Annotated in this window: 27 protein-coding genes; 12 read left to right on the forward strand and 15 right to left on the reverse strand. The window is 61.8% G+C overall.

From position 1 onward, the window contains the following. Nucleotides 1-647: cation transporter (locus tag AC07TV_RS22250; protein WP_494650563.1), on the reverse strand; the 647-nt coding region annotated here is incomplete at its 3' end. A gap of 78 nt (nucleotides 648-725) precedes the next feature. Further along, nucleotides 726-2129 carry an IS701 family transposase gene (locus AC07TV_RS22255; protein ID WP_494650601.1) on the reverse strand — a complete coding sequence of 468 codons (1404 nt, stop codon included), beginning with the start codon at nucleotides 2127-2129 and terminating at the stop codon, nucleotides 726-728. 105 nt (nucleotides 2130-2234) lie between these two features. On the opposite strand from AC07TV_RS22255, the gene AC07TV_RS22260 reads away from it, so the two are divergent. Together AC07TV_RS22260 and cadR are read left to right on the forward strand one after the other, a co-directional pair. Continuing rightward, the gene (locus AC07TV_RS22260; RefSeq protein ID WP_494650565.1) at nucleotides 2235-2573 is read left to right on the forward strand and encodes a YnfA family protein; all 339 of its coding nucleotides are present in this window, start codon (nucleotides 2235-2237) and stop codon (nucleotides 2571-2573) included. Nucleotides 2574-2589: 16 nt separating this feature from the next. Then, on the forward strand, nucleotides 2590-3078 hold the full coding sequence (gene cadR / locus AC07TV_RS22265) for a Cd(II)/Pb(II)-responsive transcriptional regulator (RefSeq protein WP_494650566.1): 489 nt from the start codon (nucleotides 2590-2592) through the stop codon (nucleotides 3076-3078). 5 nt (nucleotides 3079-3083) lie between these two features. Here the strand turns inward: cadR and AC07TV_RS22270 are convergent, their stop codons facing one another. Beyond that, complete coding sequence (locus tag AC07TV_RS22270; RefSeq protein WP_494650567.1) at nucleotides 3084-3386, reverse strand: hypothetical protein; 303 nt, start codon at nucleotides 3384-3386, stop codon at nucleotides 3084-3086. 497 nt (nucleotides 3387-3883) lie between these two features. On the opposite strand from AC07TV_RS22270, the gene AC07TV_RS22275 reads away from it, so the two are divergent. From AC07TV_RS22275 to AC07TV_RS22300, 6 genes are all read left to right on the forward strand, one after another. Continuing rightward, entirely contained in the window at nucleotides 3884-5188 is a 1305-nt protein-coding gene (locus tag AC07TV_RS22275) for a TolC family protein (protein ID WP_494650568.1), read from the forward strand. Next, on the forward strand, nucleotides 5185-6444 hold the full coding sequence (locus AC07TV_RS22280; protein ID WP_494650569.1) for an efflux RND transporter periplasmic adaptor subunit: 1260 nt from the start codon (nucleotides 5185-5187) through the stop codon (nucleotides 6442-6444). The genes AC07TV_RS22275 and AC07TV_RS22280 overlap by 4 nt, the downstream gene beginning before the upstream one ends. Nucleotides 6445-6456: 12 nt before the next feature. Next, nucleotides 6457-9549, forward strand: a complete 3093-nt coding sequence (locus AC07TV_RS22285) for an efflux RND transporter permease subunit (protein WP_494650571.1) — start codon at nucleotides 6457-6459, stop codon at nucleotides 9547-9549. Between the two features lie 48 nt (nucleotides 9550-9597). Continuing rightward, nucleotides 9598-9936 carry a P-II family nitrogen regulator gene (locus AC07TV_RS22290; protein ID WP_424191421.1) on the forward strand — a complete coding sequence of 113 codons (339 nt, stop codon included), beginning with the start codon at nucleotides 9598-9600 and terminating at the stop codon, nucleotides 9934-9936. A 54-nt stretch (nucleotides 9937-9990) separates the two neighbouring features. Beyond that, complete coding sequence (locus AC07TV_RS22295; protein WP_424191419.1) at nucleotides 9991-11097, forward strand: S1C family serine protease; 1107 nt, start codon at nucleotides 9991-9993, stop codon at nucleotides 11095-11097. A 155-nt stretch (nucleotides 11098-11252) separates the two neighbouring features. After that, entirely contained in the window at nucleotides 11253-11459 is a 207-nt protein-coding gene (locus AC07TV_RS22300; RefSeq protein WP_424191417.1) for a hypothetical protein, read from the forward strand. Nucleotides 11460-11461: 2 nt separating this feature from the next. On the opposite strand, the gene AC07TV_RS22305 is transcribed toward AC07TV_RS22300, so the two are convergent. From AC07TV_RS22305 to AC07TV_RS22315, 3 genes are all read right to left on the reverse strand, one after another. Further along, nucleotides 11462-13564, reverse strand: coding sequence for a TonB-dependent receptor family protein (locus AC07TV_RS22305; protein ID WP_494650572.1), 2103 nt, complete (start codon nucleotides 13562-13564; stop codon nucleotides 11462-11464). 143 nt (nucleotides 13565-13707) lie between these two features. Continuing rightward, nucleotides 13708-13992, reverse strand: a complete 285-nt coding sequence (locus tag AC07TV_RS22310) for a DUF2325 domain-containing protein (RefSeq protein WP_424191413.1) — start codon at nucleotides 13990-13992, stop codon at nucleotides 13708-13710. Between the two features lie 30 nt (nucleotides 13993-14022). After that, complete coding sequence (locus AC07TV_RS22315) at nucleotides 14023-14250, reverse strand: hypothetical protein (RefSeq protein ID WP_494650573.1); 228 nt, start codon at nucleotides 14248-14250, stop codon at nucleotides 14023-14025. A gap of 191 nt (nucleotides 14251-14441) precedes the next feature. Between AC07TV_RS22315 and AC07TV_RS22320 the strand changes: the two genes are divergently transcribed. Genes AC07TV_RS22320 through AC07TV_RS22335 form a run of 4 tightly spaced genes read left to right on the forward strand, consistent with a single transcriptional unit; the run spans nucleotide 14442 to nucleotide 18082 of the window. Then, nucleotides 14442-15611 carry a hypothetical protein gene (locus AC07TV_RS22320; protein WP_494650575.1) on the forward strand — a complete coding sequence of 390 codons (1170 nt, stop codon included), beginning with the start codon at nucleotides 14442-14444 and terminating at the stop codon, nucleotides 15609-15611. 19 nt (nucleotides 15612-15630) lie between these two features. Beyond that, nucleotides 15631-16287, forward strand: coding sequence for a TerD family protein (locus AC07TV_RS22325; protein ID WP_494650576.1), 657 nt, complete (start codon nucleotides 15631-15633; stop codon nucleotides 16285-16287). A gap of 9 nt (nucleotides 16288-16296) precedes the next feature. After that, nucleotides 16297-17277, forward strand: coding sequence for a hypothetical protein (locus tag AC07TV_RS22330; protein ID WP_494650577.1), 981 nt, complete (start codon nucleotides 16297-16299; stop codon nucleotides 17275-17277). A 13-nt stretch (nucleotides 17278-17290) separates the two neighbouring features. Beyond that, a complete protein-coding gene (locus AC07TV_RS22335; RefSeq protein WP_494650578.1) occupies nucleotides 17291-18082 on the forward strand; it encodes a vWA domain-containing protein in 792 nt (263 codons plus the stop codon). 435 nt (nucleotides 18083-18517) lie between these two features. On the opposite strand, the gene AC07TV_RS22340 is transcribed toward AC07TV_RS22335, so the two are convergent. The 9 genes from AC07TV_RS22340 to AC07TV_RS22380 all read right to left on the reverse strand — a co-directional run bounded on the left by AC07TV_RS22340 (nucleotide 18518) and on the right by AC07TV_RS22380 (nucleotide 26106). Next, entirely contained in the window at nucleotides 18518-19456 is a 939-nt protein-coding gene (locus tag AC07TV_RS22340; protein ID WP_424191401.1) for a cation diffusion facilitator family transporter, read from the reverse strand. A gap of 240 nt (nucleotides 19457-19696) precedes the next feature. After that, nucleotides 19697-20512 (reverse strand): hypothetical protein, encoded by an 816-nt coding sequence (locus AC07TV_RS22345; protein WP_494650579.1) that lies wholly within the window; start codon nucleotides 20510-20512, stop codon nucleotides 19697-19699. Continuing rightward, nucleotides 20470-21183 carry a DUF4337 domain-containing protein gene (locus AC07TV_RS22350; RefSeq protein WP_494650581.1) on the reverse strand — a complete coding sequence of 238 codons (714 nt, stop codon included), beginning with the start codon at nucleotides 21181-21183 and terminating at the stop codon, nucleotides 20470-20472. Before AC07TV_RS22350 ends, AC07TV_RS22345 begins: the two co-directional genes overlap by 43 nt. Nucleotides 21184-21375: 192 nt before the next feature. Continuing rightward, the gene (locus tag AC07TV_RS22355; protein ID WP_424191395.1) at nucleotides 21376-23889 is read right to left on the reverse strand and encodes a heavy metal translocating P-type ATPase; all 2514 of its coding nucleotides are present in this window, start codon (nucleotides 23887-23889) and stop codon (nucleotides 21376-21378) included. Nucleotides 23890-23938: 49 nt separating this feature from the next. Beyond that, nucleotides 23939-24151, reverse strand: a complete 213-nt coding sequence (locus AC07TV_RS22360; protein ID WP_175145404.1) for a hypothetical protein — start codon at nucleotides 24149-24151, stop codon at nucleotides 23939-23941. Then, entirely contained in the window at nucleotides 24148-24738 is a 591-nt protein-coding gene (flgB, locus tag AC07TV_RS22365; protein WP_494650583.1) for a flagellar basal body rod protein FlgB, read from the reverse strand. The genes AC07TV_RS22360 and flgB overlap by 4 nt, the downstream gene beginning before the upstream one ends. A gap of 95 nt (nucleotides 24739-24833) precedes the next feature. Then, nucleotides 24834-25259, reverse strand: a complete 426-nt coding sequence (locus tag AC07TV_RS22370) for a hypothetical protein (protein ID WP_494650584.1) — start codon at nucleotides 25257-25259, stop codon at nucleotides 24834-24836. Further along, a complete protein-coding gene (locus tag AC07TV_RS22375) occupies nucleotides 25256-25894 on the reverse strand; it encodes a cation diffusion facilitator family transporter (protein WP_494650586.1) in 639 nt (212 codons plus the stop codon). Before AC07TV_RS22375 ends, AC07TV_RS22370 begins: the two co-directional genes overlap by 4 nt. Beyond that, nucleotides 25891-26106 (reverse strand): hypothetical protein, encoded by a 216-nt coding sequence (locus tag AC07TV_RS22380; RefSeq protein ID WP_494650588.1) that lies wholly within the window; start codon nucleotides 26104-26106, stop codon nucleotides 25891-25893. Before AC07TV_RS22380 ends, AC07TV_RS22375 begins: the two co-directional genes overlap by 4 nt. Between the last annotated feature and the right edge of the window lie 21 nt (nucleotides 26107-26127).

A 26127-nucleotide genomic window follows, 5' to 3' on the forward strand; every position in this document is an offset into this window, starting at 1 on the left:
AGTTCGGCAATGGCATACAAGGCCATGACCATCGCCGCCTCGGGCCACTGTCCAATGAGGAAGGCACCGGTCACCGCTACGCCCATCAGCGCGTTCATGTTCAACTGCCCGCGCCGCAATGCCGCCACGCCTTTGCTATAGGTGGAAATGCCGGACAGCCAGATGGCGGCGATGGCCAATGCCATACCGAAGCCCTTGAAAGGCAACGTGTCGGGCGCGAAGAAATCCAGCGCTTCCGCACCGACGGCCAGGCCCAGCGCCAGAATGCTTCGCCATAGCTCACTGACGCCGACGTTTTCATTCGCTGCCTGATCTGACGACACCGCCTTGGGGCTGAACCCCGCCTGGCGGATAGCGGCCAAGGCTGCATTAAGGGCATCCGTCGAGGCATCTATCGAAACGGTGCGTGCCGACAGTTGAAAACGCAGGGAGCGGATGCCCTCGATACCGGCCACCGCTCGACGGATGTCATTCTCCTCGTTCGGGCAGTCCATGCTTGGAATCAAGAAAACGGGCACGCCATCGCTTTGAGCGATATCGGATGCTGCCGGTCTTTCAGCGACTGCGGGCGCTGCTGCCGAACAACCGCCGGCACATCCGCAATGGGCGGTTTCCTGATGGGGCTTGGGGTTGGGATCAAGACTCATGGCGTTCTCCTTGTTTCCCACATTAGAAACCCTTGAGTGACTACTTCTACTTTGTCAGATTCCATTTCAATCCGATGCTTAGAGGATAGCGGCTTGTTTTTTGTAGGCAAAATCCTTGGCAAGCTGTCGTCGTCGATGGCGATCCTCGATGGACGCGGCGAGGTCGGCATCGGTTTCGATCTTGGTCGGCAGCTTGTGGCGCATGATCTCGACCAAATCGTTGCAGGACAGCAGATCGGCCGTCTCGCGATGGGCCAGACGCTCCTTGGCGAGGAACATCAGCGCGACCATGACCAGCGCCATGTGATGGTGCCATGCCTGCCAGCCCCTGACCTGGTAGTCCGCCATACCGCAGGCGCCCTTGGCGTCCTCGAACGCGCGCTCGACGAAATGCCGGGCCACCTGCATGTCCGCCAGCCGGCGCAGGCTGGCCTCGGGCTTGGCATTGGAGAGGCAGAACTTCAGCTTCGTGCCACCGATCTCGCGACGCACCAGCAAATGCCAGCAGCGTGCCCGTTGTTCGGTACCATCCCACAGCCACACCCGCTGCTTCAGGTAATCGGCGACGACTTCACCCTTTTCTCCCTCGCGCACCGACAGCCGACACCAGCGCGACGCCGGCTGGGCAACGGCCCAGGCCGTCGCTGTCAGCGGCGGGGTCTGTGCCTGCAAACGGCTGGGGGCTTTGCCTTTGGTTGTTTGACGCGCCGGTACGGCCGGGGCCGGATCGGACAGGTAGATCGCCTGATCAGAATGAACCTCCGCCAGGAAGGTTTCGCGCTCGCCCGCCAGGGCGCGCAACAGCCACGGCAGATGCCCGTAGCCGGCATCGAACACGACGTGGGCGAAACGCAACCCTTCCCGCCGCAGGCGATGGATCATGCGCAGCGCCATCTCGCCCTTGGTGCAAAATTCCATTCCCTCGGGAATGCCAGCCTCCTGGCAACGGGCCGCATCGGCGAACCATTCCTCGGGAATATACAACTCCCCCTCGACCAGCGCGGCGACCCGATCCCGCACCACGGCGGCGAAGACGCCGACTTGGCTGTTGTCGGTCTTGCCCAGGCGCCCGTTCCACTGGCGCGCGACACCGGCCGACATGTCGCCCTTCTTGGCGAAGGCACTCTCATCAATCACCAACGCGCTGGCGTGGCCGAAATGGACGTTGGCATCGGCAATCAGTTGCCGGCGCACGCCGCTGCGGTTCCAGGCCGATTCGCTCAGCATGTGGTGGAGCCGCTGGTACCGACTACCCGAGACGGTCTCGGCCATCTTCTCCAGGTTGCGTCGGCGGCACTGGAAGAGGCCATGCAAATAGAGGCGTGCCGCGTCTTCGACCGAGCGCGTGCGGCTCTGGAAGCAAGCAAGGTACGGCGCGAAGTGGGAATCGAAGTGCGCGACTGCGGAAGCAACCAGCGCGGCAATGCTATTGGGGTATTTGAGTTGACATCGTAATCGACAACTCGTTGATAAACAATGGATTGCATTATATCAGATGGCGTCCGCATCAGCCTGTTTTCTAATCTGACAAAGTAGAACTACAGAGTCAAGTGATTACAATAAAGAAAAATATTCGGAGCCAAAGCAATGCTTGAGTTCGTCAAAGTTCTGGGATTGTTCGCCATAACCGCGCTGGCCGAGATTCTCGGCTGCTACCTGCCGTGGCTGGTGCTGACCCAGCAGCGTTCACCTTGGCTGTTGATCCCCGCCGCCGTTTCCCTGGGGCTGTTTGCCTGGCTACTGACCCTGCACCCCGGTGCCGCCGGGCGAATCTACGCCGCCTATGGCGGTGTTTATGTCGCCGTTGCCTTGTTGTGGCTGTGGCAGATTGATGGAATTCCGATCACCCGATGGGATCTTGTCGGCAGTGCGGTCGCGCTGGCCGGTATGGCGATCATCATGCTCCAACCAGTTCGGTCCGTTTGAACGTCAGGAGATGAAGATGAAAATCGGCGAACTGGCCCGCCTTGCCGGGACGAATGTGGAAACCATCCGCTATTACGAGCGTGATGGGCTGCTGCCGGTACCGGCCCGCAGCGAAGGCAACTACCGCATCTATGGGGAAACCCATGTCCAGCGACTGTCTTTTATTCGGCGTTGTCGCAGTTTGGACATGACGTTGGATGAGATCCGGGTCTTGCTGCACTTCAAGGAGTCACCCCAGGAGAACTGCGCGGATGTGAATCGCCTGCTTGATCGGCACATTGGGCACGTCGCCCAACGGATGCAAGAACTCCAAGAACTGGAGAGGCAACTAAAAGACCTGCGTGAGCGGTGTGGCGAGGCGCGGGATGCTGCCCACTGTGGCATTCTTGACGGCTTGTCTCAAGCGTTTGTACCTGGCGGCAAGACGGCATCCCATGTTCAGGGAACGCATCGGCATGGCGCAAACCGCAGCTTGGCGAAAGGTAATCAAGGCAACCAAGTTTGATGGCATTAGCTTAGCGTACGATTTATTCCGTTTTCTGTGATGTCCCCAACTCCGCATCCCATTGATCTCAAAGCGTTTGGCAGAAAATACTGAAAAAAGTTCACAGGCATATTCTTTTTTGTGTTGACCCTTTTCGGCAGCGGGACCTGCAAAGCCGTGAGCTTTTCAAAAATTTTCTCGCGGCTGACGACAACGGCTTTTGCCGCCATCCGTTCGGATTCCAGGCGCTGCCCGTCTTCAACGGCTTGCGGCTGCTGTGCCGATGACCGCCGAGAACTTTGCCGAAGATGCTGGGCGCGGATCGGCACTGGCGATGCGTGCCGAGCTGGGCATGCGGTTAGATTGACGCCATATTCCGTTGGGAATAATCTCCTTCCATGTTCCGCCACTCGCATTTCCGCTCGGCCCTTGCGATACTGCTGGCTTTCAGTATGGTCAGCGCATCGTTGTGGAGTTATGGGACCGAGGCAACCGCCGATTTACTGTCGGATGAGATGGCGCACTTTTCTGCCACGGGCCACCACGCCCAGCCGGACTATGAGTCCATCGGCAAGGATGGCGCTAACAAGCCCTGCAACCACGGCTGCCATGCCCACTTCCATTTGGCTGGGGCAGAATGCCACGACGAATCGTTCTCACCCATCCCCCTGCAGGCGAGCGCTTTGATCCCCTGCGGGAGGGGCTGGTCCCGAACCGCCCGAACGAGGATCTCTTCCGGCCGCCTCGCAGCTTCTTTCAACCCTGAGTCTTTTCCTTTGACCTAGGTGGGCGCCGTTGGCGCCGGCCGACTTGAAAGGTTTATTCCATGCTGTCTCGCCGTTTCCTTGCTGCGGCACGTCCTTTAAGACGCGCCTTCGCGCTCTTGGCCGGGGCTTGGCTCGCGCTCGCCGGCTTGCCAGAAGCGAGCTGCGCCCCAGCCTTGACGCTGGATGAAGCGTGGCATCTCGCCGAAGCCGCCAACCCGACGCTACGCACCGCACAGGCCAATCAGGTGGCGGTCGAGGGGCAACGCGCCGACACACGCGGCCTCCTTTGGAACAATCCCCTGCTCTCCGCTGAAACGCTCCGTCGAGAGGGTCGGCAACCCGGGTTCTCCTCGGAGCGGTGGCGCGAGTGGAACGCCGGCCTTTCGCAGACGTTCGAAATCGCCGGGCAGCAAGGCCACCGGCGCGACGCGGCCGACCAGGATCTGGCCGCCCTGCAGGCGGCGCTGCAGGAGTTACGCCGTCAGGTGCGCACCGACATCGAGCAACGCTTCGTCCAGGTGCTGGCCCTGCAGCTTCGCATCGCCATCGAAGAGGAAGCGCTGAGGCTGGTCGAGGACGCCGCCGCCGCCGTCCGGAAGCGGGTGGTCGCTGGCGAGGACAGCCGGCTCGACGGCAATCTGGCCCTCGTCGAAGCGGAGCGCGGCCACAACCAGCTCGCCGCCCTGCGCGAGCGACTCACCGCGGCCCGGGCCGAGTTGGCCAGCGCCCTGCAACTGGCGCCGGAAAGCTTGCCCGAAGTGGCCGGTAAACTGACGCCCGGCGTTCCCAACTACACCCTCGAACAGTTGCTGGCGACGGCCCGCGGACGGCCGCAACTGCTAGCCCTGGAGCGGCGCGAAGCGGCGGCCGCCAGCCACCTTAGCTTGGAACGCGCATCGACCTATCCCGACATCACCGTCGGGGTGACGGTGGGCCGGGAAGGGGCGACGGAGGCGCGGGAGAGGCTCATCGGCGTCAATCTCTCGATACCAATGCCGCTCTTTCGCCGCAATGCCACGGGCATTGGCAAGGCAACGACCGAGCTGACCCAGGCGCAGATCGAGCGACAGGTGGCTGGCCGCGACATTCCCGCCCAGGTGCACGCCCTGTGGCTCAACCTCGAAAGCCTGCGCGCCCGGGTGAAACGCCTGGAAGCCAACGTGCTGGGCAGCCTTGACCAGAATCAGCAGCTATCAGCCAAATCCTACCGCGCTGGCGAGATCGGCCTGCTGCAGCTCATCGTGGTGAACCGCCAGGTACTTGACGGGCGCCGCGACCTGATCGACGCCCGCCGCGAACTGCGGCTCGCCACCGTTGCCCTCGAAGCAGCCGCAGGCTGGCCGGCCATGGGAGAGGTGCAATGAAGGCGCTGCAGACGAATGCCCGTAATAAGAATTTTTTCGGGGTAAATCCCATGCCAATCCTTTCCCTGCCGCGGGCCGCCGGGCTCGCCTTCCTGGCTAGCGCCTTCCTGCTGGGCGCCTGCAATCGACCGGATAGCCCGCCGGCCGAAGCGAAACCGGCCACATCTGCCCAGGAAAAGCCCGGCGCCGACAAGACGACGGATGAACACGGCGAAGCCGGGCAAATGAAGCTGTCCGCCGAGGAAATCGAGACTGCCGGCATCCGGATCGAAGTGCTGAAGGCGCAGCCCGTCACCGACCAGTTAGTGCTCACCGCCACCATTCGGGCCAACCAGGACCGCATCGCACACGTCGCGCCCCGCGTTCCGGCGAGGATCGACCAAGTCTACGCCAACCTGGGCGACGATGTGAAGGCCGGCCAGCCGCTGGCCCGCCTCGACAGCATCGAGCTCGGCGAGGCCCATTCCGCCTATCGCCAGGCGCAGAGCCAGCTGACGCTCGCCAAGGCCGATTTCGAGCGGGCGCAGAAGCTCAAAGCCGACGAGATCATTCCCGAGAAGGACTACCTGCGTGCCCGCAGCGAGTACGAGAAGGCCCGTGCCAGCCAGCGCGCCGCCGAAGACCGCTTGCAACTCCTGGACGCGGAGCACCGGGATTCGGAACAGGGACCAACTTCGCTCTTCTCGGTGAAGGCGCCGTTCGCCGGCACCGTCATCGAGAAGGCGGCGGTCCTGGGCGAATTGGCGCAACCGGACAAGAGCCTCTTCACCGTCGCCGATCTGTCGACCCTGTGGATCGAGGCCAACCTGTTCGAGAAGGACCTCGGCCGGGTACGCCTGGGCGCGCCGGCCACCGTGGCGGTGAGCGCCTATCCGGGCGAAGCCTTCCAGGGCCGGCTCACCTACATCAGCAGCACGGTGGACAAGGAAACCCGGGCGGTGCCGGCCCGGGTCGAAGTGCCCAACCCGGATCGGCGCCTGAAGCCCGAGATGTTCGCAACCGCCGCTATCGCCACAGGAACCGCGACCCAGGCGATGACCTTGCCACAGGTGGCGGTGCTGCTGGTGAACGGCCAGGCAATGGCCTTCGTCCAGGAAGCCGGCGGTTTCGAGCCCCGCGCCGTCGAGCCGGGCGACAAGGTCGGCGACCGGGTCGTCATCAAGAACGGCATCCAGGCCGGCGAAGCGGTGGTCGTGGCGGGTGCTTATGCGCTGAAGGCGCGGCTGCTCAAGTCAAAAATCGGCGACGAACACTGAAGAGGCGCCCTCATGCTGAATTCGATTGTCGATCTCTCGCTGCGCTACAAGGTGCTGGTGCTACTGGGATTCCTGCTCGTCCTGGTCTTCGGGGTGCAGGCGTTCCGCACGGTGCCGGTGGACGCCTTCCCGGACGTGACACCGGTCCAGGTCAATATTTATACCGAATCTCCAGGGGTCGCTGCCGAGGACGTCGAGAAGCTTCTGACCTTCCCGGTGGAAACCGCCCTGGCCGGGCTGCCCGGCGTCGACGAAATCCGCTCGGTGTCCTTGTTCGGCCTCTCCTATGTAAGCGCCTATTTCAAGGACAACGTGGACATCTACTTTGCCCGCCGCCTGGTCAGCGAAAAGCTCCTCGAAGCGAAGGAGCGGATTCCCGAAGGCTATGGCGAGCCAACCCTGGGGCCGAACACCTCGGGGTTGGGGCAGGTGTTCTGGTACACCATCGAGTCGGCTGACCGGAAGCTCTCGACCATGGACCTGCGCACCCTGCAGGACTGGACCGTCCGGCTCATCCTGCGCACGGCGCCCGGGGTGGATGACGTGACTTCCTGGGGCGGCGACGAGAAGCAATTCCAGGTGCTCATCCAGCCCCAGAAACTGATCAAGTACGGCCTGACCTTCAAGGCGGTGATGGAGTCCCTGGCCGCCAACAATCGCCAAGTGGGCGGCCAGTACCTGAACCTCGGCCAGGAGCAGTATCTGGTACGCGGACTGGGACTGGTGGCCGGTAGCCACGACATCGGCAACATCGTGATTACCCAGCGCGAAGGGGCCCCGGTCTACGTACGCGACGTGGCAGAAGTGAAGGAAGCCCCCAGCCTGCGTTTCGGCGCGGTCACCAAAGATGGCCGGGAAGTGGTATTGGGGCTGGCGCTGGCGCGCATCAACGAGAATGCCAAGAACGTGGTGGATGCGGTGAAGGCCAAGCTCAAGGTGGCCCAGCAGGCGCTGCCTAAAGGGGTCACCATCACCCCGGAATACGACCGCACGGAGTTGGTGGAGAAGGCGCTGAAGACGGCGGAAAGCGCCCTCCTGGAAGGTTCGATCCTGGTCGCGCTAATCCTCTTCCTGTTCCTCGGGGAAATCCGCTCGGCCGTGGTCGTAGTCGTGACCCTGCCGCTCGCCATGCTCATCGCTTTCATCCTGATGCAGTATGTTGGGATGTCCGCCAACCTGATGTCGCTGGCGGGACTCGCCATTGGCATCGGTATGATGGTGGACGGCGCGGTGGTCATGGTGGAGAACAGCTTCCGGCTCCTCTCCCATCAGGCCGGCAAACCGGTCAACAAGACGCACGTGATGCTGGAAGCGGCGCGGGAAGTGATCAACCCGATCGCGTTCGCCATCCTGATCATCATCGTCGTCTTCCTGCCGCTCTTCTCCCTGACCGGTCTGGAGGGCAAGCTCTTCAAGCCCATGGCGCTCACCATCGCCTTCGCCATGCTGGGATCCCTCATCCTGACACTGACCCTCGTTCCGGTGCTGGCGGCGCTGATCCTGAAGCCGAAGGAAGAGAAGGATACTTTCATCCTGCGCCATGCGAAGCGTATCTATCTGCCCTTGCTGGACTGGGCGCTTGACCGGAAAAAGACCGTGATCGGCGGCGCCCTGGTGCTACTGGCGGCGGCGCTGGCCCTGTTTCCCTTCCTCGGCAAGGAATTCATGCCGACGCTGCAGGAGGGCACCATCCTTTTTCGCGTCACCGGCATTCCTTCCACCTCGCTGGAAGAGAGCATCGCCGTCTCGAAACGCATCGACGCCGTGCTCAAGGAGCATTTCCCCCAGGTGACCTCGACCCTCGCCACTATCGGCCGCGCCGAGAAGGGCGAAACGGCGGATGTGAATTACATGGAAATTCTGATCACCGCGAAACCGGTGGCCGAATGGCCCAAGCGCCTATCCATGCCCGAACTCGCCCGTGAAATGCAGGAAACCCTGGAAAAGGCCGTTCCCACCGTGGTGTTCGGCGCCACCCAGCCGATCCAGATGCGGGTCGAGGAACTCATTTCCGGCGTACGCGCCACCCTGGCCCTCAAGGTCTATGGAGAGGATCTCGCCACCCTGGATCGCCTGGTTGGGGAAATGAAAACCGTGCTCGACAAGGTGCCCGGCGCGGCGGACCTTTCTCTGGAAGCCAACAAGGGCAAGCCGCAGATGGTGATCAAGGTCAACCGCGACGAAGCGGCCCGCTATGGCATCAACGCCGACGAAATCCTCGAAGTGGTGCAGGCCGGCATCGGCGGCAAGACCGTGTCGACGGTAATCGACGGCACCAAGCGCTTTGCTCTCCAGGTGCGCCTGGACGCGGCCTTCCGCGACAGCCCGCAGGCGATTGCCGACATCCCCATCCGCACTCAGTCCGGGGCGCTGGTGCCCCTGTCCCGGGTGGCGACGGTGGAGATGAACGAAGGTTATTCCTTCGTGCGCCGCGAACAGCTGCAGCGCTATGCGGTGATCCAGCTGGACGTGCGGGGCCGCGACGTGAACGGGTTTGTCCAGGAGGCTGAAACCCGCATCCGGGCGCAGGTGAAACTGCCGGCCGGCTACTGGACCGAGTGGGGTGGCGCCTTCGAGAACCAGCAGCGGGCCATGGCTCGGCTGGCGGTGATCGTGCCGCTCACCGTCGGGCTCATCTTCATCCTGCTCTACACCGCCTTCAACTCGCTGACCCATGCCACCCTGATCATCGCCAACGTGCCCTTCGCCGTCATCGGCGGCGTCTTTGGCCTGGCGCTGACCGGCCAGTACGTGTCGGTACCCTCGGCCATCGGCTTCATCGCCGTGTTCGGGGTGGCCATGCTGAACGGCATCGTGCTGGTGACCTTCCTCAACGACCAGCGTCGGCACGGGGCGTCGATTCGCGAGGCGGTGCGCCAGGGGGCTGCCCTGCGCCTGCGGCCGGTGCTGATGACCGCTTCGGTCGCCATCCTGGGCCTCATTCCCATGCTGCTTTCTCAAGGAGTGGGGGCAGAGACCCAGCGCCCGCTGGCCACCGTGGTGGTGGGCGGGCTGTTTACTTCGACAGCGCTGACGCTGCTCCTGCTGCCGCTCATGTACGAATGGGCGGAGTCCCGGCGGGAGCGCAGCAACCCTTCAACCTGACCTGACCGCGGAGGCTCCGCTCGCCGGGGCCATCGCATGGAGAACGACATGAAAGAGATCAAGGCATCCATCCGTCAAGACCGTGTGGCCGACGTGCTCGAAGCATTGCGGGATTCGGGGCTGTGCAATTGCGCCGGAAACTCCGCTTGCCACAACATTACCGCCTCCCGGGTGCAACATCCGTTCGCCGGCACCGACACGGCGCAGCAGCACTACGCGATGGATCTCGCCGAACCCGTCGTGATCGAGTACAAGCTCGAACTCCTGTGTAGCGATGACCTGGTGGACACCTTGGTGGATGTGATCGCCAAGGCGGCGCACACCGGCCAGCCCGAACCGGGATGGATCCTGGTCGCAGCCATCGAGCGCGCAATCAAGATAGCTTGAGGAGCAAGAAATGACAGCCAATCCATCCGCCGCCGCAACGCTCCTGGCGAAACGATGAATAGGCGCTTCTGGCTGCTCCTGGTCGCCCTGGCCGGCATCGGCTTCCTGGTCTGGTCCTTCCTCTCGGCGCGAGGCGGGGGATGGGCGACGCGGGAAGTCGTCACGATCAAGGAAACAGCTCCGCCGCCCGCGACGACCGGCCCGTATAGCTTCCGCCAGGCGGCACACAAAGCCATGTCCTCGGTCGTGAATGTCTACACCCTGAAACAAGTCGTTACCCGGCGCGGTCCGGGTTTCGGCCATCCCTTCGGGCAACTGTTCGGCGTGCCGGCGCCCCAGCCGGCGACCAGTCTCGGTTCGGGGGTCGTCGTCAGCGCCGACGGTTACATCCTTACCAACAACCACGTGATCGAGGGCGCCGATGAGATTGCAGTCGCCTTCCCGACGGGGGAAGCGGCCGAGGCGCGCATGGTCGGGGGCGACCCGGAAACCGACTTGGCCGTGCTGAAGATCGAGGCCAAGGGGCTGGTTCCCGTGACTTTTGCCGACCCCGCCAGCGTCGAAGTCGGTGATCCGGTGCTGGCCATCGGCAACCCCTTCGGCGTCGGGCAGACGGTCACCCAGGGCATCGTCAGCGCCACCGGACGCAACCGGCTCGGCATCAATGCTTTCGAGAATTTCATTCAGACCGACGCGGCCATCAATCCTGGCAATTCCGGCGGGGCGCTGGTGGATGCCTCCGGTGCCCTCATCGGCATCAATACGGCGATCTTTTCCCAAAGCGGTGGCTCCCAGGGCATCGGCTTCGCCATCCCGGTCAGCATCGCCCGGCAGGTCCTGGAGCAGATTCTCAAGACCGGGCGGGTCGAACGCGGTTGGCTCGGCATCGAAGCCCGGGAAATCCGCCGCGAGAACGGGCGCCCGGAGGTGGTCATCGCCGGCGTACTGCGGGGTGGCCCGGCCGATGTCGGCGGCATCAGGCCGGGTGATGTCGTCGTCTCCATCAACCAGCGGCCGGTCACCGACACGGTGGACCTCATCAACCGGATCGCAGCAGTCGCACCGGGCAGTTCGCTGGGAATCTCGGTCAGGCGTGACGGATTCGAGCTGCCGTTGAGGCTGCGTGCGGGCAAGCGGCCGGCGCTACGCGGCGTCGAATAATCGACCGATCGATTGGAAAAACTCGCGCTTGGGTTCGCTACCGGCCCGGGTTTTCTTGGCTGGAGCTGCTTATCGGTCGCCGATTTTCTCTTGGCATGCCTGGCATATCGCCCTATTGAGGGTGGTCTCAGAAAACGGGAAACACGTTCGAATTCGTGCAGAAGATCGCACACCGGTTCAGGAACACCGGTGTGGTGGTGATCCGCGATCTCGAAGCCTTCGTGGCGCAGTCGGACGAGGAACTCAACGCCACCCTGCTGGGCCCCGAACTCGTCGAGCGGCTGAGAACGGCTCGTCGATCACCACTCCAGCGAACAAAAAAAGGGCTGGCATCGGCCAGCCCTTCATGTGGGATGTCGTAGGATTAGAACGCGTACTTGAATCCGACCTGAATCAAGCGGGGCATACCCACCTGAATACCGCGGGTACGATCAACAATGTAGGTCTTGTCGAGCAGGTTTTTGCCCGTGACAAAGGCTGACAGCGATTTGTCGAAGCGATAGTTGAGTGCCGTATTCCAGACGGTGTAAGCCGCAATCTCACCCTTTTGCCCGTCTGCTGTCGGCGCAACCGTATTCGCAAAATCAGAATACTGGCTACCCACATATTGGGCCTCAATCTCGCCTTTGAACGGGCCAACACCATAACCGACAGCAGCGGTGAAGGTATGTTCAGGTGCGTAGGCTTGACGATTACCCTGAACACCGACGATGGCACCTGTGTCTACTCTACGGAAGGCTTCAGTTTGTTCAGCGGTTGGCAGCCACGTGTAAGCCATGCGGCCAAATATACCATTTGAGAATTCGGCATTGGCGGCCAATTCAAGACCTTCGAACAGTGCTTTGCCTTGAGAAAGCGGGGTGCTACCACCGGCAATCGAGCCAACAGCGATCAGATTGTCGTAATCGTTACGGAAATAGGCGGCCTGGACGGATAACCCTTGTGCTGGTTGTGCCCGAACACCAAATTCAAAGTTCAGTGATTTTTCGTAATCGACATCGGTAACTGTGCCGGTACCACCAATGAGGTCTTCGACGCGCGGTGGCGCAAAGCCCTTGTGCAGGCTGGTAAACACGGTCAATGTCTGCATCGGATTCCAGGTTGCGCCAATCCCCGGCGTAAAGGCATTCACGCTGGTTTCAGTACTCTGGCCATTCAGGCGATTCGTACGCTCTGCCTTGATTGACTCGTAGCGTGCGATGGGCGTCACACTAAACTGGCCAAAATCAAAGCGATTGGCAATAAAACCGGAATAGGCGCTGGTTTTACGAAGATTGTTTTCTGCCAGAGTGCCGGTTCGTGCCGTCGGACTGGTGCCGTTGATCTGTTTTCTGTCCTGTTCCTCAAAGTGTGCCCGAACACCGGCCTGGAGTTCACCCAGGCCGTGTGCTACGGTCAAGCGTGGCTCCACACCCCAAGTCTCATAGCTACGCAGTCTGCCCTGGATGGAATTACAGGTATCGGGATCAATCGCAACCCCTGCCAATCGTGAGGCGTTCAATCCAGCACATTGCGCATCTTGGCTGTTACTCGCTTGACGCCACCAGTCACGATCGAATTTTGAGTAATACACGCTGGTGGTGAGCGTGGCCTGGTCGCTGATCAGGAAATCATGCGTCGCGGACAACCCGGTGCGTTCAGCCTCAAAACGGTCATTCTTGAACGGATTGTAACGAGCACCCAGGCGGTCGTATTCAGCTTGCGTCAAACCGGAATAGGTCAGCATCGAATCTTCCTTGTAGAAGTTCGCGCGCAAGGTAATCGCATTCCGGTCACCCAGCATGGTGCCGTACTTGATATTCAAATCATCTAGCTTGTGATTCATATTATCCCGGGCACCATCCCCTTCCTTGTGCCCGTAATCGAGTACCAGACCGCCGCCCCCAACATTCACCTTGCCATTGAAGTAATCGCGGTTGCCGACAACCCCTTGGACATAACCACCAAAATTCTGACGCGGTGCGGGGGTGATGTAGTTGATCACGCCACCCACCGTCTGCGGCCCGAACATGAGGGAACTCGCTCCTTTCAGCACTTCGATGCGTTCGTAGCGATCCACCATCGGGTGGTAGTAGCTGGCGTTGTCGCCATAGGGGGCATAGGCCAGCGGCAGGCCATCTTCGAGCAGGGTGATTTTGGTTGACCGCGTCGGATTCAGGCCGCGCATCGCAATATTGGGACGCAAGCCAAAGCCTTCTTCATCACGCGCATGAACACCCGGAACCTTGCGCAGAGCCTCGTTGACGGTGAAGACATGGGAGTCTTCCAGTTCTTTTTTGCCAAGAATCTGGCCTGCACCACCCAAGGTCGGCAAATTTTCTTCGCCCCCGATCACCTGAACGGTGGCCAATGTTTTTTCAGGCGAATTTTCTTTTGCGTGAGCAACCGGAATGCAAGCATAGGCAGCCGCAATTGCGAGCACAAGCGGCGAGACAGAAAACGAATTTCTGGTCGGACAATACTTCATGGAGTGTCTCCAAAGGCAGTTTCAGAGGTGCTGGCTGGCTGCCTAGGGATTTTCCATGGGTGGCTGGCTTGCAAAAGGAGTAATGCAATAGCCAGAATTGTAAATGAAAATAAATCTCATTTCAATTTCCAACCCGGTCGTGGCTATTGTTTCTTGCTCACCTCGCCGACCATGCGCTCAAAGCTGGATGCCCCGCTCGTTTTCATAAACATGCAGAGCTTGCCAGTACGCTTACACAGATCCTTTACTCGCCAGTAGGCGTTATGACTGATGCAGCCGGCCTGACAGATCGCAATATCGGCAGCGGCCAGCACGCCATCGATCCGGTGCATGCTTTCTTTCAGGCCACCGTCGTGAGACAGGAAACGTCCGCCAGATTGCTCAACCACCTCCCGGTAAGAGGTCACTACGCTGGACCTGCCGCCCATGAACAACACTCATTTCCCAGCGAGATCGCTTTAGGGGTCTGACAGTGCCTCATCCTCGCGAGCCAAGGATTCCAGCGTCTCCTCTGCATAACGGGCGAATTCCCGCAGGCGGTTCAGTTCCTTGTCCCGTTCTGCCAATTCTGCTTTGAGCCGAACATTGTGCTGCCAGACTTCATCGCGCTGCCCGCGAAGATGCCCATCCAGCAAGCCTTTGCGGGAAACGACTACATTCCAGAGCAGGGCAATAACAGCAATCAAATGTATTTATTCGCGTTCTAACCGGACATTGCTGATGCAAGTATGCCAAACTTACCGGTGGGTAATGATCGTAAGCTACCGCGTAATTTTTGAGCAAGATGGACTTTCCGGGGTTTTAGCCAAAAACTCCCAACATTGACCATGCGGGATGGGCGGTGTTATTCCCGATCCGACCGGCAGAGGAGAAATTAGTGGAACGCAACATCGCCCCTACCGTAGTGCCACCGCCCTCGCCAAGGCAGGGCCCCCTCGTGCAAGATTCCTTGGAGACCGGAGCCATCGTGCTCCGGCCGGAGCAGGTGCCGCAAGCCGAGCAGGCGCTTGCCGCGCTGGACTTCGCGGACGTTCCATCCGGCGACATCATCAAGATCGGCCTCGGTGCCGAACAGGCGCTGCAGAAGACCCTCGACGGCTTCCTCGCCCGGCTCGACAAAAAGACGGCGTCCAAGGTGTTCGCTCTCTTCGGGCGCCTGGAAAAAGGTGTCGATGACGCCAAGCTGCCTGAAATCCTGGAGAAGATCCAACAGGGTGAAGCCCCGGGGTTCTTCGCCGGTCTGTTAGCCAAGCTCACCGGCCGCAAGCCCGAGGAAGCCTTTCGCGAGTTCATGCAGGAGATCGGCGAGTTGATCTCGATCCGGACGCAGACGCTGGCCGACGAGATGGTCCGCCTGGAGGGCGAACTGTCCAAGGAAATGAAGACGCTGTTCGGCGAACTGCAGGCGCTGGAGAGCCTCAAGCAATCGTACGGCACGCACTTCGCCAGCTTCACCGTCGATGCTGCAGTCGCGCGGGCGTTTCTCGAAAAGGCCCGGCAGTACGTAGCGCAGCAGACTGCGGCAGCGGACCCTGCCGACGTGTCCGCCCAGGCACGGTTGCGTGAGCTGCAGGACAAGCTCAGCCTGCTGGAAAGTCGGGCCCTTGCGCTCGAAGGCACCTATACGCGCCTGCCGGCCGACCAGATGGTGATCCAACAGATCGAGGCCGCCGGAATCGCGACGCTGCAGGAGACCGCCACAACGGTGTCCTCGCGCTTCGCGTCGATCAAGATGACCTTGCTGGCTATCCACGGTGCATTCGCGGTCAAGTCGGTGCAGCAGATCGCTGAGCGCCAGGCGCGCCTCGACCAGCAATTGACGCAACTGCGCGGCCAGGCCACCAAGGACGTGGCAATCGCCGCGGCCAAGGCACCCGGTGACAACCGTGTCGCGCAGGCGCAGCAAATCGCCGCGATCATCACGCAGACGCGCGAGATCCACGAACTGGTCGAAACCGCAAAGCAGGAAACCGAAGCGAAGTTCGAGGCGGCGCGGCAGATGTTCGAGCAGTCGCGAGCCGAGCTCGCGGCGCTGCGCAAGGCATGACAACAACCCGGAGAAAACCATGCTCACACTAACCCTTGACAAGCCCGGTGCCGCGCCGGCCCGCAAGCTGCAACTCTCGCTCAACAAGGGCGCTGCGTTCAAGGTGACCGTCGCATGGCAGTGCGACGCCCGCCATCAGGACGACATCGACATCCATGCGCTCGAGGCACGCAACGGCGGCAATGGCGCGAAGGTCACGGTGCTCGAAGAGATTCTGTCCACCTACAACACGACGAAGATGAGCCCGAAGACCGGCGTGCTGCCAACCGCGGCCGACGGCTCCTTCGCCACGCCCACGGGCGGGCTGCGGCACTCCGGCGACGTCCGGGTCCAGGGCAACACCGAAACCATCGTCATCGATGGCTCGAAACTTCCCGCGGACGTGAACGAGATCCCCCTCTTCGCCACCGTCCACAAGGCCGAACACACCGCGGGGCACGACGAGGGCTCCGCGGCCGAGGACGAGGCGGCCTTCGCTGACATTGAGGTCTGCACCGTCACCATCGCCGACGAGAGCGGGCGCGAGCTGGGCGCCTACCAGCTGTCCAAGGAATTCGGCGAGTTCAACGTGGTGCAGCTGGGCAGCATCATGCACGGCGACAACGGCTGGGAGTACGCGCCTGTCGGCCGCGGCTTCACGGGAACGTTCAACGACGTTCTGGGCCACTTCTCCTGAAGGCCTGCTGTGCCGCCCACGAAGGACAAGTTGCGCCCGACGGTCATCGGCGCCCCGGGCGCTTCGCTGCGCACCCCCGCGGGGGCCGCGCCGCAAGCGCAGGACGTCCTGTCGCCGACGCGTCGTGTCCCCGCTGCCACGCCGGTGGTGCGGCAGCCGACGGCCATCCCGGGTGCCGAACGAAAGCGGATCGAAGTGGCTGTGTCGGATTTGCAAGCGTTGTCGCCAGGCGCAGCTGCCGGGGTATACCAGCAGGCGCGAGCACTGGTCGGCGCATTCGTCGTCGACAAGGCTTCGCAGCGCAAGGCGATCCTGTGGGGCCACAACCTGCAGCAGGTGCACGGCGACCTCGTCACCGAGATGCTTGCCCTTGCGCGCAGCCCTGTGCTGCGTCAGGTGGAGGGCTACCTCGCGCGAATGATGGACATTCTGGGATCGATCGACCTCATGGCCGTCTGCGGACATGGCGGCGACAGTCTCGTGGGCCGGCTGTTCCAAGGCATCAACAGCCGGATCGACACGCCGGGCGAACTTGCCCAGGCCCAGGCCGAGCTGGAGCAGCTGCTGGCACTCATGGGTGGCGCACTCGACCCCCTGCTGGATCTGAAGGACCGGCTGCTGCGCCTGTCCGGGTCGATGGAGGGGACCGCGGCACAGGTCGAAGCTTCTGCCATCGGCGCCCTGTTCCTGTCGGAGCGCCTTCGTCAGGGCGACGCCGCACTGGCGCAGTGCTTCGTGGAGCGCAGCATGAGTCTGACGCAGACCCTGGTGCAGATGCGGCAAGCCGGCTCCACGCGAGAAATACAGATCGAGCAGCCGATCCGCCTGATCGGCGCCATCCAGAACGTTGCGCTGGTCGTGATGCCGGCGTTCATCGGCAGCATCGCGTCCATCGCCACCCTCAGCGCCAGCAAGACCACGATCTCGCCGACCGAAGCCGGCGAACTGGCCTATCGGCTGCGGGACATCATCAGTCAATTGAAACCCTGAACCAGGAGCAAACATGAACAGCAAACTCACACTGAATCTGGACAAGTCGGCCAACGCGCTGCGCTTGGCGCTCGACAAGGCCGGCGTGGTGGCGAACGTGAAGGCGGAAACCGCCGCGATCATCGACGTCTCCGGCTCGTTCGAGCACGAACACGAGGAGGGCACGACCAGCATCCTGATCGAGCGGCTCGTACCCTACTGCATGGTGCTCGACCCGGACCGCAGGATGGATGTCTTCACCTTCAGCGCTGGCGAAGACAGCGCCCACTACGTGGGCGCGGTGACGCCCGACGATGCGCGCGACTACGTCACGCGCAACATCGTCGACAGGGTTCCGGGTTGGAACGGCGGCACGACCTACAGCTTCGTGCTCGAGCGCGCGCTCGAGCACTTCGGCTGGAAGGTGTGCGAGGAGGCACACCGCTCATCCCAGGGTGCCGGCTTTCTCAGCCGCCTGTTCGGCTGGTCGGCGAGCGGGCATGAGCACGGCACCCCACACACGCACGAGAAGAGGCGCTCGCTCGTGCTCTTCATCACCGACGGCGAAAACGACAGGAGCGATGAGGCGCGCACCATGCGCATCCTCGAGGAATCGCAGAAGCGCGGCGACCAGGTCTACTTCCTGTTCATCGGCGCCTGCGAAGACAAGGGCGTGACGTTCGAATTCGTGCAGAAGATCGCACACCGGTTCAGGAACACCGGCGTGGTGGTGATCCGCGATCTCGAAGCCTTCGTGGCGCAGTCGGACGAGGAACTCAACGCCACCCTGCTGGGTCCCGAACTCGTCGAGTGGCTCAAGTCGTAGCCGGCAGGGTTCGTCCCAGCTTGCCCTTCCCGACGCGGCCTCGTCGATGCCTGCGGGCGCTGGCCTGGGGCATCACTCCGCAACTGGCCGCAGCGGCTGCTGCAGCGCAGCCGTTGGACGACTACATCAAAACCCTGACCGTCCCGGCATCGCCGACGGCAGCAACGTCGTCGGGGCTGGCCGCATTCAGGTGGAGACCGGGCTGCACCGGGAATACCGCAGCAGCAATGGCGCGCAGTCCCGGACGCTGTTCCTGCCCACGCTGCTGAGAATGGGGCTGAGGGAGAATTTCGAGTTCCGCATCGAGAGCAACACCTGCACCCGGACGACGGAGACCGACTCGACGCAGGGGATGGCAAGACGTGGGTCCTCTCCAGGCTGGGCATCTCGTTGCACAAGACGGCTGCGCGTGGGGCTTGCGCCATGTTCGCCGGACTACACAGCGCGAGCGCCCTCGGCCGCGGCGCTGTCGGCATCCTCGATCTCGATCGTCGTGTGTGACAGAGCGAACCGGGTGGCCATGGCCCCGCGCGCCGCGGCGAGCACGGTCTTGGCGTCCGCGCCGCCATCGACGACAAGGTGGCAGCTCATCGAGTCCAGGCCGGAAGTGATGGTCCACACATGCAGGTCGCGCACCGCAGTCACTCCGGGGATTGCGAGCAGCGTGCGCTCAAGCAGCGCGACGTCGACTTCGGGCGGTGTGCCTTCCATCAGGATGTGGATCGCCTGCTTGAGCAGGGTCCAGGTGCGCGGCAGGATGAGCAGCCCGATGCCGGCGCCGATCAGCGGGTCGGCAAGCTTCCAGCCGGTGAAGATGATGATGCCGGCGGCGACCAGCACGCCCAGCGAACCCAGCATGTCGCCCAGCACCTCGAAGTAAGCGCCCTTCACGTTGAGGCTTTCCTTCGAGCCGGCCGCCAGCAGCTTCATGCTGATGAGGTTGACCACCAAGCCGGCTGCGGCCACCGCCAGCATCGGCACACCCAGAATCTCGGGTGGATTGAGGTAACGCTGGTAGGCCTCGTAGAAGATGTAGACCGTCAACAGCAGCAGCACGACGGCATTGGTGAGCGCGGACAGCACTTCCATCCGCACATAGCCGTAAGTCTTCTGTGGCGTGCGTGGGCGCTCCGAGAAGCGGATCGCCAGCAGCGCCAGCGCCAGCCCGCCGGCATCGGTCAGCATGTGTGCGGCGTCGGCCAGCAGGGCCAGGCTGCCGGTCCACAGGCCGCCGACAACCTCGATGGCCATGAAGGCCGAAGTCAGTGCCAGCGCCCAGATGAGGTTCTGCCGGTGGCGCCCCGCTGCCGTACCGGAGGGTTTGCTGTCAGGCAGACGAGTTGCTGGAGTCGTTACTTGAGGCTCATCGATCATGTTCTTCCTTCTGGGGTAGGCGTAAGGATTCCTTCGTAAATGAATAAGATCGCCGGGAAACCCTTGTCACGCTTGAGCATCAGACGTGAAAATCCCCGGCAGCAGAACTCCGCGTGGGTTGAGATTTGATGAATCATACGGGCAGAGATCGCTCGCTAATCACGTACATTTTTACACTGCGATTCTTACTGCAGGTCCCTTTGGCCAACTTCCAAGGCACGAGGAGAGATTCGCGACGAGCTAGTGGCCATTTTCTGCATTGCCCGTGCGCCGCTTTAGGTGCTCGGCAGTCCGCTCAACCTGGAACAGGCTGATGTCGTCTTGCGTACTCCCTTTGGGGTGGAAAGGCGTGCTGATTACCTCAATAAGCCTCAAGATGTAAATGAAGACAAATGCGATCAGTCCTATGGCGACGAAGGAGGTCGAGAATGGCTCAAGGGCCGTCAGAAGCAGAAGACCGATGGTGCCGAGCAGCACTGACTTCGCCAGAAAGAACGCCGACGGGATGAAGCGGATCGACTGGATGTAGTTGACGCGGAACAGATTCCGAACCAGTTGCGCTTGCTCCTGCTTCAGCTTGACAATGTAGTTGGGCGGCACTTCGGCCTTCTCCATCTGCGCGAAGAACTCCCCCAGCGCAAACACGTGATGGTGGGTCTCCCTGTTGCCCGACACTACATCGTCGCGCAAGCTGTTCAGCGCCGCGAGCAGTCCTTCGCGGAACCCCTCAATGTCCAACGGGTAGCGGCGACTGATCAAGAGCACGTCCTCGTACATATTCTCGACGATAGCCGTGAATTCCGCGGGAAGCCGCTCGCTTTCCTTGTAGTCTGCGATGGTGGCCGACAGGATGAACCCGAGGATGAAGAAGCCACCTGCGACCGCGGTGGCGTGTAGGGGGCTCAAGACCAGCATCTCCCAACCAAGCAAGTGAACGACGAGCTTCAGCCCGAGCACCAGCGCGAGCCACGCCAGGCTTCGAATGAAGATCTGCTGCTTGGATATCCAAGCTCTCATACGAGGAATTTGCAACATTTCAAGTTGAACCTTGCCCAATCTACGACTATGCACGAGCGACTCGGAGCCTCCGCGAATATTTTTTCGCAGCCAACTGATAAACATCGAGATAGAAGGCGTATCAGGCCTGCGGGGTGAATCGCCCAACCGAGTAAACCTGCCAACCCCATTACGGCGCCAAATCCCGTCGGGATCAGCGCGACAAAGTAGAGCCAGCGCTGATGGGTCAGCGCCGTCACCGCCAGTAATGCAATCGCAATTGCCAGCAAGGCATCAGAAAGATCAAATTGATCATCGCGATAATTGCCTGAGTCATAATCCTTCTGATCCTGTTCGGCCTTGATGCGCAATTCTTCTTTTTTCTTGTTTTGCTCTGCCGCCAGTTTCTCGTATGTCTGGATGGCATCGATATAGGCCGCTTGTTCCGGTGGCGCTTTTCCTGCCGCAGCCAGTCTCAGCTGAACGACAGCGGCTTGGGCGATTTCTTCGCGAATATTGCGTGCCTGATAAAACGCCCAGCGGTCCAGCTTGTTGGCCTGCGCCTGCTGCATTCCCTGAACGATATTATCGTCCTTGACCTTGCAAATCCCCATGAAGGTGGCGAGGAAAGCGACGGTGATCGCCACTAGCATATTCAGGCGCGCCACACTGCGTTCGCTGGCCTGCATCTGGTTGGCCTGTTCCACAGCATCTAAAACGGTAATTTCCATTGCTGAATCGCCTGATGAAATGAATAAATGCCGACACGCATTTTACCCGGCTTTGACACCGCCAAGTCACACGCCCAGTGCAAGGCCTTGATCGGCAAGGCTTTCTAGATAATGAACACGTTAATTTATGTTTCTTGAAAGTCTGCATCGGCTCGGACAAGTTGACTCAGGGATTCGGTGTGCGGTCTGCTGTCAAGCCGCAGCCGCACTCGGCACCGCACCAGCGGCCGCCCGCTCAGCCGTCTTGTAGGCCAGCAGTCGCAACGCGTTGACCACGACGATCAGCGTCGAGCCTTCGTGAAACAGCACCGCGGTGCCGATGTTCAGGCCGAAGATCGTGGCCGGGATCAGCACCGCGACGACGCCCAGGCTCACATAGAGGTTCTGCTTGATGATGCGGCTGGTGCTGCGCGACAGGCCGACAGCGAAAGGCAATTGCGCCAGGTCGTCGGCCATCAGCGCGACGTCGGCGGTTTCCAGCGCGACATCGGAGCCCGCCGCACCCATCGCGATGCCCACTGTCGAGTTGGCCATTGCCGGCGCGTCGTTGACGCCGTCGCCGACCATCGCGACCTTGCCGTGCTGGTCACGCAGCGCCTTGATCGCATCGACTTTGTGCTCGGGCATCAGATCGCCGCGCGCCTCGGTCAGGCCCACACTCTTGGCCACCGCCTCGGCCACTTGCTGGTTGTCGCCAGAAATCATGATCAGTCGCTCGATGCCGAGCTCGCGCAGTTCGGCCATCACCCGCGCGGCCTCCGGCCGTGGCGTATCCATCACGGCGATGACGCCCAGGAACCGCTGTCCATGACGCACCACCATCGTCGTACGGCCCGCGGCAACCAGCTTGTCATTGGCCGCTGCCACCTCGGGCGGCAGCGTCGAATCGGGCAGTTCGGAGAATAGCACCGGCTTGCCGATCACCGCCGTCTCGCCAGCGACCTGCGCCTGCACGCCGCGGCCGGTAATGCTTTTGACGTCGGATACAGCAGGCAGTGCGACCCGTCCGCCCAGCCGCTCGGCGGCACCGGTGACGACGGCCGAAGCCAGCGGATGGTCGCTGCCTTGTTCGACCGCCTGGGCCAGGGCCAGCAACTCGTCTTCGCTAACCCCGGGCATCGCCACCACATCCGTCAGCCGCGGTTTGCCTTCGGTCAATGTGCCGGTCTTGTCGAAGGCGATCGAAGTCAGCGTGCCCAGGTTCTCGAGCGGCCCGCCGCCCTTGACCAGCACTCCACCGCGGCCAGCGCGAGCCACGCCGCTGAGGACGGCGCTCGGCACCGAGATTGCCAGCGCGCACGGGCTGGCCGCCACGAGCACCGCCATCGCACGGTAGAAGCTGGCTGAGAACGGCTCGTCGATCACCACTCCGGCGAACAGCAGCACCACTACGAGCACCAGCACTGCCGGCACAAAAAGGCGCTCGAAGCGTTCGGTGAACTGCTGCGTTGGCGAGCGCTGCGCCTCGGCCTCGGTGACCATCTTTACCACCCGCGCCATCGTCGATTGCTCGGCGCGGCGGGCGACCATCACCTCGATCGCGCCCGAGCCGTTGATCGTGCCGGCAAAGACGCGATGCTCGGCGCTAACGCGGTCGAACGCGGCCAGTGCCGCCGGCGCGTCGGCCACTGGCCGCTTGTCGACCGGAACGCTCTCGCCCGTCACCGGCGCCTGGTTGACGCTGGTCGTCCCGACCACCACCACGCCATCGGCAGGCAGTCGTTCGTTGGGGCGCACGATCACGACGTCGGCCACCTGCAATGCGGCGACGGCGACTTCCTCGGTTCCGGCGGCGCGGCGCACGGTGGCTGTCTCTGGTGCCAACTTGGCCAGGGCTTCGATCGCCTTGCGGGCGCGGCCCATCGCGTAGTGCTCCAGCGAATGTCCCAGACTGAACAAGAACAACAGCAAGGCGCCTTCGGCCCACTTGCCAAGCGCTGCAGCGCCGATGGCGGCCACCAGCATCAGCGTGTCGATCTCGAAGCGCCTTGCGCGAAGGTTGTCGAACGCTTCGCGAACCGTGTAGTAGCCGCCGAATAAATAGGCCGCGACGTACAGCGCCGTAGGCAGCCACGCCGGACTGACGACCACGCGTTCGAGCAGCCAGCCAACACCCAGCAGCGCGCCGGCAGTGCCGGCGAAGACGAGTTCGGTCATCTCACCGAATGGGCCGCCGGCGTGCGAGTGGCCGGCGTGGTCACCGGCTGCCTTGGCGTGGTCGTGACCGGCGTGGTCGTCCGCTTTCGCCGCGTCTGCCGGTGCCGCATCGGGCGCCTTGAGGCCCAGCGTGGCGGCGTGTTCCAGCAAGACCTGCGCCGACACCTTCTGGCGGTCGTATTCGATCCGCACCGCGCCCGAAGCAGCGACATCAGCTTCGAGCACGCCAGGTATACTGCGCAGCCCGTCGGCGACGCTGCGCGCGGCGCGCGCATGAAGCGCTGCGTCGGCGCGCACGACCAAATGCCCGAAGCGCTCGCTGATCTCCGCGCCCGCGGCATGAACCAGTTCTCGGACGCGGCCGATGTTGATCTGTGCCGGGTCGTAGTGGATGCACAACTGCGGCGCGTCGGCGTCGCGCGCGACATGCGCCTCGGAGATACCGGGCCTTCCCGACAGCGCGGCGATCAGTCGGCCGACGCAGCGGTCGTCGGCGTCGGGCAGGAGCAGCGGCAGGTCGAGCCGCAGCCGGGTCGTTGGTTCGTTCATTGGCACTCTCTTTCGTTGTTATGCTGCAGGGCCGACTGGTCAAAGCATTTCATCGGCGGACCATCACTGCGCCTGTCACTGGCGATAATATTTTTGAAGCCATCGCGGATGGCACCTTGAACTGGGTAACGGCCGCTGCAATCGGCTTAGCGTGCTTGATTTTCCATTTTCCGAGATGCCCCCTATTGGGCGAGTGCTCTTTCTGCAGCGTATATCGACCGATGCTCAGCGATCCCATCTTAACGACATTGAACCGGCTCATTTGAGATCTCTTAGCAGTTCCAGCATATGTTTAAATTCTCCGCCCACGCGATCCAGAGTAAATTGGTACATGATTGCGTTATCAGAAAACTTAGATCGCTCCACATCCATCTCGACGGTGTTGCCGTCGGCACTGATCTGGTTTGGCTCCTGATATTTGATCGCAACTCCTTTATAAGATCCCCCCGCTGGATCTGAGGCAATATGCGATGGGGATGTTGTAGCCAAACCCGGAAAGGATCCCGTTGTATATTGGGCTTTCTTCATGGCCTCATTGAGGTCGATATCGATAGCCTTGTAACCGGGAGTATCAGCGTTCGCGATATTTGAAGCGATTAATTGCTGGCGATAAGCCCGAATACCGAGCGCCATTTCCATGAAATTCTTCGACGAAGGCCCTGCATCGGAAACCGGGAAGTGACGAGGGTTGCCTTTTGACGCATCGTCTCCTTGGCGTTGTATCGCTTGCCCTAAAGCGTTTGCGAAAGAATCGGTAAGCGGCGAAGTCCCTTGGACGTCTGGACGATTTTCAGCATGCCGTATAGAAATATCGGAAGAGGCATTATCGGGGCGATTAATCGGCTGCATGGCGCTCCTTCGATCAACTGGGCAATTGGCGGGGACGGACAGGCAAGTGGTTTGCTATAACTGACCGGTCCCGCTTGGACTCTTGAGATAAGCAACTACCTTAGGGTGAACCGAACAACCTGACTCGCTTTGTCGCCAAGTTTCACCAAAGCCGCCGCCTTCATGCCGGGCTGGATCTTGAAGGCCCCTTGCGCCTGCAACTTGTTGCCCCCGGCCGGCAGCAATTTGGCTTCTGTTTTCTCAGATGCGGACAGCAGCGTCATCGTCGCTGACGCGTTCTTGGTATCTACCGGCTGATCATGGTCGGTGACGTAAAGCGTGAGGGCATCGGCCTTCGCCACCAGCTCATAGTTGATGTCCTTGACGACCGAGACGATGCCGCCATGCTGCGGTTTGACGTCGTGGGCATGTGCCTGCCCCGGTTTTTCGTCATGGGCGTGGCCCTTGTGATCGTCCGCGGCCGAGGCCTGGTGGATGGCGCAAAACGCAGCGAGAACGGTGATGACATGCAATAGCTTCATGGGGTTGCTCCCTTTGGGTTGATAACTTGATGAATGGCGATGCGGCTCTTCCATGTACCCGGGCGTGCCGGCGACATAGGTGCAGCCCCCCGCCTGGCGGTTGCAGGGGGTGGTTTCGCATTGCAGCGTCGTGTGAACGACCTTGAAGCGCTGGGCCAGGTGGGAATCAAATTGCCCTCCGGCGAGAAAGAGCGGTCGTGGACCACATGGGCGGTCAGGCTGGCCTGACCGCCACTCAGCAATCGAAGGCTGACCAGGTTGACGACCAAGCCGATGCCGGCGATGACCAGCATTCCCGTCGGGTGGACCTCGGGCGGATGCAGGAAACGCTGATGTGACTCGGCCAGGATGTAGAGGGCGACGGCAAAGAGCAGCAAGGCATTGAACGCCGCCGCCAGGATTTCGAACCGGTGGTAGCCATAGGTCCGCCGGGCGATGCGGATGGCAGCCAGGGCGATGGCGAGCGCGGCGGCATCGGTAAACATGTGCGCAGCGTCCGAGATGAGGGCGAGGCTGCCGGTCAGCACGCCGCCAACGACTTCGGCCATCAGAAAGCCGAAAGTCAGCACCAGGACAAGGCGCAAGGCCCGCTCGTTCCCGGTGCTCGGCAGCGCGTGGGTGTGGCCTGCACTCATGGTGGCGGTTCCTTTCCGGAGGGGCGTTTCTTCGATCCCTGCTTCACTGGCTGCAGCCGACGCCGGAGTTCGGCGGAAAATTTCGGCTTCGACGTGCGCCTTCCCTCGCGCCAGCAGACAAAAACATAGAAGGCCAGGACGGTAATCATCAAGCCCAGGCCGACGACGATCAGCCGAAACTCAAGGTGACTGTGGAGGAGATGGTCGAGCATGGGGTGGTGACGCTCCCGCCA

Source organism: Azonexus sp. GW821-FHT04F04, from assembly GCF_059420025.1.